Source organism: Micromonospora sp. NPDC005707, assembly GCF_040631005.1.
In the GTDB taxonomy this organism is placed as follows: Bacteria; Actinomycetota; Actinomycetes; order Mycobacteriales; family Micromonosporaceae; genus Micromonospora.
The window spans coordinates 412,860-425,039 of sequence record NZ_JBEXYR010000006.1; the positions used below are offsets into that span (position 1 = coordinate 412,860).

Here is a 12,180-nt window from a genome sequence, read left to right on the forward strand (position 1 = left end):
CGTCTATTTTTCCGGCGGCGGTAACCTTTGCGACTGCGGCGGCCCGCCGACCCCGTCCCCGCGACGGCGCGATGCCGCCCTCTAGCAGGGCATTTGCCCTCTCCGGACGGGCCCGGACGGCGGTGCCGCCGGCCCGGTCGCGGCTCGCGGGCGCCACTGTTGACAATCCGACTCCGGGCCGCCGGTGTCCCGTCGGCGCATTTTGGTCGGATGCACCCGGCCGTGACCTCTCTATGCGGCTGTGCCACTCCTATGTCGACTTGAGGCGGGCGCAGATCGTGGTGAGCAGAGTGGCTGGGGGCGATTTCCCGGGACGGGCTTGCAATGAGCATTTCCGGCAGTTCGGTGATGAATTGAGGCAGTGGTGGGCGAGGCATGCGGTGTCGTCGTGTGCTCAGGGGATGCCGGGCCACGGCGCGGGGGAGGATGTGACCATGAGTGGTCTAGAAGCAGTGGTTCCCCGGCGGGTCGTCGTCACCGGCGCGGCCGGAAAGCTCGGTCGCGCCGTGGTCGCGCACCTGCGCGCGGCGGGCGTCGACGTGCTCGCGGTCGACCGCGCCGGCGGGCGCGACCCGCGTGACGTCGACGGCGAGTTCCTCCTGGTCGACCTCACCGACTACGGGCAGGTGCTGGAGGCGTTCACCGGCGGCGCCGACGAGCACGCCGGCGGTGTCGGGGCAGTGGTGCACCTGGCGGCGGTCCCGGCGCCCGGGCTGCTGCCCAACGCGGTGACCTTCGCGAACAACTCGGCCGCGACGTACAACGTCTTCGCCGCCGCGCGGGCGGCCGGGATCAAGCGGGTCGTGTGGGCGTCGAGCGAGACAGTGCTGGGCCTGCCGTTCGACACCCCGCCGCCGTACGCGCCGGTGGACGAGGAGTACCCGCCGCGCCCGGAGTCGACCTACTCGCTGAACAAGGCCCTCGAGGAGGAGATGGCCCGGCACTTCTGCCGCTGGGACCCCGACCTGGTCATGGTGGGCCTGCGCTTCTCCAACGTGATGGACGTCGAGGACTACGCGGGATTTCCGGCCTTCCAGGCCGACCCGGGGCTGCGCCGCTGGAACCTCTGGGGCTACATCGACGCCCGCGACGGCGCCCAGGCGGTCGAGCGGGCGCTCGCCCACGACCACCCCGGCGCCGACGTCTTCATCATCGCCAACGCCGACACCGTGATGACCAGGTCCAGCGCCGGCCTGATGGCCGAGGTCTACCCGGACGTCGAGATCCGCGGGGAGCTCGGCGAACACGAGACCCTGCTGAGCATCGACAAGGCCCGCCGGGTGCTGGGCTACGAGCCGCGGCACTCCTGGCGCGACCACGTCGATCCCGCCGGTTGATCCGCCGATCAGGCGGCGGAGGCTCCCGTGAGCAGGGCCCCGCCATCCGATCGGGGGAGCGGGTCTGTATCGGAAGGTGGGACGGCCCGCCGGTGCGGCCGGAATTGATGCCGTGCGGTGGAATCCGGGTGCGCCGCGGTACCGCGAAAAGACCTTGCCTTCTACGGTGACGTCCGGCACGCGGGCGGGTGGACGCGCCGGGAACCGACCCGGTGGTGCCGTCCCGGGCGTTCACAGGGAGTTGACTGGATGCAGGTCTGGAGTCGCACCGCTGCGGGTCTGGTCGCCGGGGCCGTCGTGGTGATGGGCGTACCGGCGGTCGCGGGCACCGTGGCGACCAAGCTCACCACCACGGGCGCGGCCACCACCGCGCGGACCGGCACGGCGGCGATGAGCGGCGGCGCCGCGCTCGGCGCGGCGCGCACGGTCGCCACGGCCGCACAGGTGGTGCCGGGGGACACCCGGCTGGTGCCGACGGCGCCGCGCACCGACACGCCGCGGATCACCAACGGCGAGATCAAGGACCTGGCGGTGATCGGCAACCGGGTCTTCATCGCCGGCACCTTCACCTCGATCGCCAACGTCGGCGGGGCGACCATCGCGCAGAAGTCGCTGGCGTCGTACAACCTGGACACCGGGAAGGTCGACACCGGCTTCAAGCCGACGTTCGACGGGTCCGTCGAGGCCGTCGAGGCGTCGCCCGACGGGTCGTCGCTCTACGTCGCGGGGTCCTTCAACACGGTCGGCGGCGTCACGAAGCGGAAGATCGTGAAGCTCAACCCGACCACCGGCGCGCCGATCGCCGCGTTCACCGCGACCGCGAACGCCCGCGCGACCGCGCTGGCCGTGAGCAGCACCGCCGTCTACGTGGGCGGCCAGTTCGCCACCGTCAACGGGGTGAGCCGCCCCGGCCTGGTCGCGCTCAACCCGACCACGGGCGCGGTCGACACCGCCTTCAACCTGCCGCTCACCGGCGGCATCGGCGTCGGCGGCATGCTCACCGTCCAGCAGCTCAAGCTGACCCACGACCGGAGCAAGCTGCTCGTCGTCCACACCGGCCGGCAGATCGCCGGCCAGGACCGCTACGGCGTCGCGCTCATCAACACCGCCACCAAGGCCCTGCTGCCGTGGCGTACCCGGCTGTGGGAGGACAACCTCTCCTTCGTGGGCGGCATCCAGCGGGTGTTCGCCGGTGACATCGCGCCGGACGACTCCTACTTCGTCGTCACCAGCGGCTCGGGCGGCGACCGCCCGCCGATCAACGACACGGCCATCGCGTACCCGCTCACCGGCGCCGACAACGTCCAGCCGCTCTGGGTGTCGCGGCACTTCGACAGCGTCTACTCGGTCGCCATCACCGCCACCGCCGTGTACGTCGGCGGCCACTTCAGCTGGCAGGAGTCGCCGACCTCGAACGTCCCGTGGCCGGGCCTGGACAACGTCGGGTACGGCACCGGCCAGGGCCTGAGCGGCTACGGCCTCGGCGACCAGGTGGTCCGCCGCGACCACCTCGGCGCGCTCGACCCGGCCACCGGCACGGCGCTGGAGTGGAACCCCGGTTCCAACTCGTACGAGGGCGAGAAGGCCATGCTGGCCACCGCGCGCGGACTGATCGTCGGCGGCGACGGCAACGTCAAGGGCGGCAAGACCGTCGGCCGGGTCGGCTTCTTCGACCTGAACACGGTGCCGGCGCCGGCGGCGGTCGACACCACCATCGTCACCCCCATCGAGGGCGCCGTGAAGCCGGCCAACGAGCCGTTCACGCTGGGCGGCCAGGCGCTCGCCCCGGCCGGCGTCACCCGGGTCCAGATCGAGATCCAGAACAAGAACACCAGCCAGTACCTCCAGGACGACCTGAAGACGTGGGGCGCGTCCAACAGCATCAACGCCACGGTCGCCGCGCTGAACGCCACCTCGACCACGTGGACGCTCCCGGTGTCGCTGCCCTCCGGCGTCTACCAGATCCAGGCCAAGACGTTCGGCCGCAACAGCACCAGCGACCCCACGAAGGCGGTCAAGAAGATCGAGACGTTCCGGTTCGACGACCTGCCGCCCTCGACGCGGATCGACTCGCCGCCCGGCGGCCTGCTCGCCACGAAGACCTTCGTCGCCACCGGCACCGCCACCGACGACAAGGGCGTCAGCGCGCTGACCTACTCGTTCCGCACCCCCGACAACCGCTACCTGCAGGACGACGGGACGGTGGCCGCGGTCTACAACACCTTCCGCGGCGAGCCGGACGTGATCGGCGCGCTGTCGACCACCTGGCAGTTCGAGGTGGCCCTGCCGATCGAGGGCCAGTGGAAGATGACCGCCACGGCGATCGACACCACCGGGCAGAGCGACCTGCGCGGCGACACCCGGGACTGGACCGTCTCGGCGACCGGTGTCCCGCCCACGGTGGCCATCACCGCGCCCGTGCCGATGACCCCGCCGACCGCGGCCGCGCCGGTCACCGTCGGGCCCGGCGGCACCATCACCTTCGCCGGCACCGCCCAGGACGACGACGCCGTCCGGTCGGTCGAGATCTACCTGCGCAACAACACCACGCGGGAGGCGCTGGCCGCCGACGGCACGTGGGGCGCCGACTCGGTGGCGGCCTACTACCGGATCTCACCGACCAACCTCAACGCCGCCTCGTACGCCTGGTCGTTCACCACCGTGCCGCTCACCCCGGGCGTCTACGACTTCCGGGTACGGGCCACCGACAGCCTGGGCCTGACGACCTCGGGCAGCAACCAGGGCCGGCTGAGCGTCACGGCGCAGGTGCCCGGCGACGCGTTCCCCGACGGCCGGCTGAGCTTCACCGGTGTCGACCAGAACGTCGACCAGCTGCACCTCAACCTGGCCGGCACGGCGACCGACGACAAGGGCGTGCAGAGCGTCCGGGTGGCGCTGCGTGACCTGGACACCGGCCGGTACGTCCAGCCGAACGGCACCATGGCCGCCGCCTTCGCCACGGTGAACGCCACGCTGGCCGCGCCGGGCGCGACGAGCACCGCGTTCACCCTGTCGATCGACCTGCCGACCAAGGGCGAGTACAGCGTCGAGGCGTGGGCCGTCGACACGGCCGGCCAGCAGGACGGCTCGACCTCCGGCGCCACGGCGCGGTACCTGGTCTACCCGGGTGACCTCGACCCGCGGCTGGAGCCGAGCATCACCCCGGTGGAGGGCGAGGCCTACACCGGCGGCCGGATCGTGGTCACCGGCCGGGCGGTCGACGACGTCGGGATGCTCCGCGTGGAGATCCAGATCTCGAACAGCGCGGGTCAGGGGATGAACGCGGCCGGCACGTTCAGCACGCCGGGCACCCCGGGCAACTTCCCGTGGATCGCGTCCTTCCTCACCAGCCCGGGGTCCCCGGGGTCGAACTTCGCGTACACCTCGCCGGCGATCCCGGCGGGCACCTACAAGGTCTCGATCCGGGGCGTCGACACGTACGGGCAGTTGCAGCAGCCGCCGAGGACCGTCTCGGTCACCGTCAGCTGAGCACCGCCGCGGACCGGTCCGGCCCTCCAGGGGGCGGACCGGTCCGCGGCGCGTTCAGCGGGGTACGACGATGCACATGCCGCCGGCGGCGGGACCGTCCATCGCGGACAGCGCGTCCGGCACCTCGTCGAGGCCGATGGTGCGGGTGATCAGCTCGCCGGGACGCAGCACCCCGGCCGTGACCAGCCGGAGCAGCTCCGGGTAGGCGTGCGCCGCCATGCCGTGGCTGCCCCGCAGCTCCAGCTCGTACGCGATCACCAGCTCCATGGGCACCGCTGGGCGGCCCTGGGCGACGGGGAGGAGCCCGACCTGCACGTGCCGGCCGCGCCGGCGCAGGCTCTCGACGGACGCCACGCAGGTGGCGTGACTGCCCAGCGCGTCGAGGGAGAGGTGGGCCCCGCCGCCGGTCGCCTGCCGGACGGCCGCGGCCACCGCGCCCGGCCCGGTGAGCGCGCCGCCGTCGAGGCAGACCGTCGCCCCGGCGCGCCGGGCGAGGTCCAGCGCGCCGGGCGCGATGTCGACCGCCACCACCCGCGCGCCGCAGGCCGCCGCGATCATCACGGCGGACAGGCCCACCCCGCCGCAGCCGTGCACCGCCACCCACTCGCCGGCCGCCACCCGGCCCTGGCCCACCACGGCCCGGAACGCCGTGGCGAAACGGCAGCCGAGCGCCGCCGCGGTCGGGTAGTCCAGTTCGTCGGGGAGGCGGACCAGGTTGACGTCGGCGTGCCGCACCACCACGTGCTCGGCGAACGAGCCCCAGTGGGTGAATCCGGGCTGCGTCTGCCGCTCGCAGACCTGCTGGTCGCCGGCCAGGCAGGCCGGGCACCGCCCGCAGGCGCAGACGAAGGGCGCGGTGACCCGGTCGCCGGGTCGCCAGCCGTGGACGCCCGCGCCGACCGCCGCGACGACACCGGCGAACTCGTGCCCGGGCACGTGCGGCGGGCGGATGTCGGGGTCGTGCCCCTGCCAGCCGTGCCAGTCGCTGCGGCACAGGCCCGTCGCCTCGACCCGGACGACCGCGCCGTCGGGCGGCGCCACCGGATCGGGGACGTCGCGGACCTCGGGCCGGGCACCGAACTCGTCGAAGATCACGGCACGCATGCCGGCATCCTCACACGCCACCCGTCCGGCCGGCGACGCGGGCGGTGGTGGGGTGGCCGCGGATACCGCCGCTGCCCACGGCCATGGATGCCACGATGGGGGCGTGACAGCGCGGGGCTGGTATCTGGTGGGGGCGCCGTGGGACTGCTCGGGCCTCGGTCGGGGTGAGCGGCTCGCCCCGGCCGCCCTGCGCACGGCCGGGCTGTCGGACCTGGTCCCCGACGACGCCGGGGACGCGCCGATCGTCATCGACGACGACCGGCGGGACGACACCACCGGCGTACGCGCGCTGGGCCAGACCAGCCGGGCGGCGCGGGTGCTGGCCGACTCGCTCGACGCCGCCGCCGGGGGCCGGGCCGGCCGCCGGCCGCTGGTGCTGGGCGGTGACTGCAGCCTGCTGCTCGGCGTCCTGCCCTGGCTGCGGCGGGACCGGGGCCGGGTCGGGCTCTGGTTCGTCGACGGGCATCCCGACTTCCTCGACGGCGCCTCCTCGCCGACGGGGGAGACCGCCGACATGGACCTGGCCCTGCTCACCGGCTCCGGTCCCGAGCAGCTCACCGCGCCGGTCGGGTCGACCGCGCCGCTCGTCGCGCCCGCCGACGTGGTGCTGATCGGCCACCGGACCCGTGATCTCGACCCGGAGGCCGCCGCGGAGGTGGCCCGGCTGCCCGACAGCATCCGGCGGATCGACGCCCCGGCGGTCGTCGACGCGCCGCGGCGGTGCGGCGAGCGCGCCGCGGCCCTGCTCGCCGACGTCGACGACGGCGTCTGGCTGCACCTCGACTGCGACGTCCTCGACCCGGCGGCCCTGCCGGCCGTGAGCTACCCGGAACCCGGCGGGCCGACCGCCGGACAGCTCGCCGACCTGCTGGAGCCGCTCTTCGCCTCGCCCCGGCTGCTCGGCGCGAGCATCGCCGACTTCCGCCCGGACCTGGATCCGGACGGCACCCACGCCGCGACGCTGGTCGCGCTGCTGCGCCGGCTCCTGTCCGGCCACGCTTGTTGACGGTCCGATTCCGTGGCCGGCGACTAATGTGCGACCGGAGCCGGCCGCTTCCTTTTTCCGCCTCCGTCGGTAAGGTCGTTCGCGCTGCTCATCGCGGGTGTCGATGCGCAATCGGCACGCCGCAAATTGCACGCCGGCAAGGAATCCGCAACGCCGATGGAACGCAATTCCCAAGCCAATCCCATTGATGTCGACAAATCTTGACTTGATTCGCCGAAGGGCGCACCGTGAACGGTGCCGGCACCCGAGGGGTCGCCGGGTCGCCATTCCAGGAGGCGGTCATGCGGTGGAATCCGTTCGCCGGCGCGTATCTCGCCGACCCGGCGCAGGTGTGGCGGGAGCTCCTCGACTCCCCGGGCGGGGTGCACCACGACGAGGACCTCGGGCTGTGGCTGATCACCCGGCACGCCGACGTGCGCCGGGCGCTCGGCGACACGGAGAGCTTCCGCAACGCCCTCACCCTCGCGCCGGTCTACGACGTCTGTCCGGAGGCGATGGCCGTCATCATGCAGATCGACGCCCCGCCCACCACGGCCGCCGCCGACCCGCCGGTGCACCCGCGGACCCGCCGGGCGCTGCGGGCCACCGTCGCCAACACGGCCGACCGGGTCGAGCAGCGGTACGGCGCGATCGTCCGGCGCCGCGTCGACGAGCTGGTGTCCCGCCTCGCCGCCCGCGCCGGCCAGCAGGTCGACCTCGTCCCCGCGTTCACCACCGAGCTGCCCCTGCTGGTGCTGCTCGACCTCCTCGGCGTGCCGGAGCGGGACATCGCCCGGGTCCGGGCCTGGGCGGACGGCCAGATCGCCCTGGTCTGGGGGCGGCCGGAGCCGGCGGAACAGGTCCGGCTTGCCCAGGGTCTGCTGGAGTTCTGGCGCTACTGCCAGGAACTCGTCCGCGACCGTCTCGACAGTGACCGGCCCGGCGACGGCTACGTCGACCAGCTGCTCGCGTACCGGGACGGTGACGACGAGGTGCTCACGATCGCCGAGGTGTCGAGCATCGTGTTCAACCTCCTGGTCGCCGGGCACGAGACCACGGCCGGGCTGCTCGCCCACGCGCTGGACCAGGCGCTCGCCGACCCCGACCGGTGGCGGGCGATCGCCGCCGAGCCGCACCGGGTGCCCGCCTTCCTCACCGAGACGCTGCGCTTCGCGCCCGCCATCGACGGCTGGCTGCGGGTGACCAACCGGCCGGTCACGGTGGGCGGCGTCAGCATCCCGGCCGGGGCGCGCTGCCTGCTGCTGATCGGCGCCGCGAACCGGGACCCGGCCGTGTTCGCGCACCCGAACCGGTTCGATCCGGAGCGGGCGGACGGGACCGACCACCTCTCCTTCGGGCACGGGCCGCACTTCTGCATCGGCGCGGCTCTGGCGCGGCTGGAGGCCGGGATCGCGCTCACCCGGCTCGCCGCGGCCGTGCCCGGTTTGCGGCCGGCGCCCGGGCACCGCCGGTCGTACCAGCCCAACGTGGCGTTCCGCGCGCACCGCGGCCTGCCCGTGGTGGTCGACACGGCGGTGCCCGCCGTCGCGCGGCCGGCCGCCTGACCCGCGTCGCCGTGCCGGGCGCTGACCTGCGGACGCCGTCACGGAGCGGAGTCATGTCTTCACACCCGCCGGTGAATGGGTTAAGAATTGTCCCCTGCGAATGCCCAGTCATCACCCCGCCCCGATCTCATGTCGATGCCGATCCGGCGTCGCGAAGGTGAGCACATGGATCGCACGCCCCCGTCGAGCGCCGCTCACTCCGCCGCCAGCCATCGCTTCCGCGCGGAACTGCGTCGCTGGCGGACGCGGCAGGGCCTGACCCAGCGGGCGCTCGCGGAGCGGGTGCGGTTCAGCCGGGAGACGGTGGCCGCGGTCGAGTCCGGCCGCCGGTTCGGCAGCCAGGAGTTCGCCGTCCGGTGCGACGAGGTGCTCGGCACGGGTGGCCGGCTGGCGGCGTTGTGGCCCCAGGTCGCGGCGGAGCAGTTGGCCGCGGACGGCCGCCGCGGGCCCCGGTTCGGCGAGGTGGCGCGGCTGGAGGCGGGGCCGCCGGCCCGGCGCGACGCGCGCGATCCCGAGGCGGTCGTGGCGGCGATCGACGAGTTGCGGGAACTGATCGGTCAGGTGCTCGGCCAGCCGGAGGCCGACGGCCCGCCGTCCTCGCCGTCCTCCCGGCGCTGACGCCCGGGAGGGGCGGGTCGTCACGCACCGTCAGCGCTGCCAACTCTGGGTACAGATGCTGGTACGGGCTGTTTGTACCACCGTCAGGTCTGGTCTGGGCGCACGGCTTCCGGCGCAATGAAACGTGCAATCCGCAAATGCAGATAGACCGTTGTTGATGAGTGCGGGGAGTCAGCCTTGGCGTCGAGCACGAGGTCCCACGCGGCCCGACCCTACCCGACCCGCCGCCGCGGCTGGAAGATTGCCGCCCGGATGCGCCTCATCGTCGCGGCCCCGCTGGTCGCCGTGCTGGGCTTCGCCGGCCTGGCGCTGACCGAGAGCGCCCGCCAGACCACCCGCGCCAGCGACCTCGGCCTCCTGGCACAGCTCGGCGCGGAGGCGGGCGACCTGGCCCACCGGCTGCAGAACGAGCGCATCGTCGCCGCCGACCTGCTCACCCGGGGCGCCCCCGAGCAGCAGGACGCCTTCGCCGACGCCACCACCGCCACCGACGCCGCCGTCGCCCACTACCGCCGGCAGCGGGCGAAGCTGCCCGCCGGCTCCGCCGCCGACCAGGCCGTCCTGCCGCGGATCGACGCGGCGCTCGCCGGCCTGCCGCCGCTGCGGGCCCAGGTGCGCACGGCGGAGCGCGCCTCGGTGTCGGCGATGACCTTCAGCTACCGGATCGCCATCGCCGACCTGCTCAGCCTCCGCGGGAGCGTCACGCTCGGCGTGGTCAACGCCCGGATCGCGGACGGCATCCGGGCCTCCGCGGCGCTGTCCCAGGTGGCCGAGGCCATCGGCCAGCAGCAGGTCGCCGTCCTGCGCGCGGTGTCGTCCGACCAGCTGACCCCCGCCATGCAGCAGGACATCACCGCCGCCCGGGCCGGTTTCACCGAGTCGAGCCTCGCCTTCCTGGCGCTCGCCCGGCCCTCCTGGCGCGGCTGGTGGGAGCAGGCCGCCAGCGGCGAGAGCGCGCTCCTGCTGCAACGGATGCAGGACCAGGTGTCCCGCAGCGTCGCCGGCAGCCCGCTGGAGCTGGACCTCGACACCTGGGTGACCGCCACCCGGCAGTGGTCGGTGCGCCTGGCCGAGTTGCGCCAGCGGGTCGACACGGTGGTGCTCGGCGACGTCCGCACCGCGCACGAGGACCAGCGGCGGCGCACGGTGATGGAGGCCGTGGCTGTCGTGGTGGCCCTGGTGCTCACCACGCTGGTCACCTGGGCGGTGGCCCGGCAGATCACCCGGCGGCTGCGCCGGCTGCGGGACGCGGCGAACGCCGTCGCGTTCGAGCGGCTGCCCCAGGTGGTGGCGCGGCTCGAACACCCGGACAGCTCCTCGGTGGACCCCGACGAGCTGGCCCGGCGGCAGGCCGGCGACGCGCTGGAGCCGTCCAGCGACGACGAGATCGGCGAGGTGGGGCAGGCCTTCACGGCGGTGCACCGGGCGGCGGTGCGGACGGCGGCCGAACAGGCGGTGATGCGCGCCAACACCGCCGAGATCTTCATCCACCTCAGCCGGCGCGAGCAACGACTCGTCGACGCGGTGCTGGCCCAGGTCGACAAGGTCGAGCGGGACGAGACCGACCCGGACCGGCTGCACCAGCTCTACACGCTGGACAACCTGGCGACGCGGATGGGGCGGATCAACGCGAGCCTGCTGGTGCTCGGCGGGGTTGGCGTCGGGCGGGTACGCCGTCACGACGTGCCGCTGCAACAGGTCCTCCAGGCGGCGCAGAGCCAGATCGAGCACTACGCCCGCATCCGACTCGGCCTGGTCGACGGCGACGTCGCCGTCGGCGCGGAGTCCGTCGACGAGGTCGTGCACCTGCTGGCCGAGCTCATGGAGAACGCCACCGGCTACTCACCGCCGGGCACCGACACCTGGGTGACCGGCCGCAGCCTGGGCGACCGGGTGATCGTGCAGATCAGCGACGAGGGCGTCGGCCTGTCCCCGCAGCGGCGGCAGCAGCTCAACGACCTGCTCGTCCGGCCACCCGCCATCGACGTCGCCGCGGTGCGGGCGATGGGGCTGGTCGTGGTGGGGCAGCTCGCCACGCGGCTGGGCGTGGCCGTGCAGCTCCGTCCCGGCCCGCGCCGCGGCACCATCGCCGAGGTGGCGCTGCCGGGGTCGATGATCCGTCCGCTGCCCCCGGAGGAGTTCCTGCTCACCCCCGGCCGACCGTCCCGGCGGGCGGCGCGGACCGCCGTCGCGCCGCCCTACCGGGCGGCGCCCGAGCCGTGGGCCGGCAGCCCGCCGGCCGACCAGGTGCTGCCGGTGGCACCCGTCTTCCAGCCCGCCGCCGTGCCGGACCGCGGCACCGTGCCCGCCGAGGAACTCGTCATCTACCACCAGGTCAACCACTGGTTCCAGGCCGACCGCCCGGGGGCCGGCAACGGTACGCCGTGGGCCAGTCCCGCCGACGACGCCTGGCGTACGGCGGCCCGGGCCGACTCGCCCGAGGTCGCCGGCACCACCACCTCGGGCCTGCCCAAGCGGCAGCCGCAGCAGCACCTGGTGCCGGGCGGCGTCACGGTGCCGCGGCAGCGCTCCGAGCACCGCGACCCGGCGCGGGTGGCCACCGCCATGGCCGCGTACGCCCGGGGGGTCGCCGGCCGCCGGCCCAATCTGATCAACAACTGACCCGACAGGGGAGTGCACGTGACCGACCACCAGGATCTCGGCTGGCTGCTGGACGCCTTCGCCGAGCGCGCGACCGAGGTCAGCCATGCCATCGCCATCTCCAGCGACGGCCTGATGGTGGCCGCCACCCGAGGGCTCCCACCCGACCGGGCCGACCAGCTGGCCGCCACCGGCAGCGGGCTGGTGAGCCTGCTCCGCGGTGCGGCGGCCTTCTTCGACGCCGGCGCGGTGATCTCCAACGTCACCCAGCTCGAGGGCGGCTTCATGTTCTCCATGGCCTTCAACGACGGCGCCTCGCTGCTCGTGCTCGCCGACCCCCAGTGCGACGTCGGCAAGGTCTCCTACGAGATGACCGAGCTGGCCAACCGCATCGGTGACGCCCTGACCCCGGCGGCCCGGGCGGCCCTGAGCCGCAGCCGCTGACCCCCGGCGCCCCCACGCCGGAACCCCACCCCTCATG

Annotated in this window: 8 protein-coding genes; 7 read left to right on the forward strand and 1 reads right to left on the reverse strand. The window is 73.9% G+C overall.

What is annotated here, in order from left to right:
- Positions 1 to 434 precede the first annotated feature (434 nt).
- Both ABZ452_RS14765 and ABZ452_RS14770 read left to right on the forward strand, forming a co-directional pair.
- Positions 435 to 1,337, forward strand: coding sequence for an NAD(P)-dependent oxidoreductase (locus ABZ452_RS14765; RefSeq protein ID WP_357942679.1), 903 nt, complete (start codon positions 435 to 437; stop codon positions 1,335 to 1,337).
- Between the two features lie 249 nt (positions 1,338 to 1,586).
- The gene (locus ABZ452_RS14770) at positions 1,587 to 4,826 is read left to right on the forward strand and encodes a hypothetical protein (RefSeq protein WP_357942681.1); all 3,240 of its coding nucleotides are present in this window, start codon (positions 1,587 to 1,589) and stop codon (positions 4,824 to 4,826) included.
- Positions 4,827 to 4,880: 54 nt separating this feature from the next.
- Here ABZ452_RS14770 and ABZ452_RS14775 read toward each other — a convergent pair whose 3' ends face one another.
- The gene (locus tag ABZ452_RS14775; RefSeq protein ID WP_357942683.1) at positions 4,881 to 5,930 is read right to left on the reverse strand and encodes a zinc-dependent alcohol dehydrogenase family protein; all 1,050 of its coding nucleotides are present in this window, start codon (positions 5,928 to 5,930) and stop codon (positions 4,881 to 4,883) included.
- 103 nt (positions 5,931 to 6,033) lie between these two features.
- Between ABZ452_RS14775 and ABZ452_RS14780 the strand changes: the two genes are divergently transcribed.
- The 5 genes from ABZ452_RS14780 (at position 6,034) to ABZ452_RS14800 (ending at position 12,143) form a co-directional block, all read left to right on the forward strand.
- Positions 6,034 to 6,936 (forward strand): arginase family protein, encoded by a 903-nt coding sequence (locus tag ABZ452_RS14780; protein WP_357942685.1) that lies wholly within the window; start codon positions 6,034 to 6,036, stop codon positions 6,934 to 6,936.
- A 281-nt stretch (positions 6,937 to 7,217) separates the two neighbouring features.
- A complete protein-coding gene (locus ABZ452_RS14785) occupies positions 7,218 to 8,480 on the forward strand; it encodes a cytochrome P450 (protein WP_357942687.1) in 1,263 nt (420 codons plus the stop codon).
- A 165-nt stretch (positions 8,481 to 8,645) separates the two neighbouring features.
- A complete protein-coding gene (locus ABZ452_RS14790; RefSeq protein ID WP_357942689.1) occupies positions 8,646 to 9,098 on the forward strand; it encodes a helix-turn-helix transcriptional regulator in 453 nt (150 codons plus the stop codon).
- A 252-nt stretch (positions 9,099 to 9,350) separates the two neighbouring features.
- Positions 9,351 to 11,720 (forward strand): nitrate- and nitrite sensing domain-containing protein, encoded by a 2,370-nt coding sequence (locus tag ABZ452_RS14795; RefSeq protein WP_357942691.1) that lies wholly within the window; start codon positions 9,351 to 9,353, stop codon positions 11,718 to 11,720.
- 18 nt (positions 11,721 to 11,738) lie between these two features.
- Entirely contained in the window at positions 11,739 to 12,143 is a 405-nt protein-coding gene (locus ABZ452_RS14800) for a roadblock/LC7 domain-containing protein (RefSeq protein WP_121398599.1), read from the forward strand.
- Positions 12,144 to 12,180 lie beyond the last annotated feature (37 nt).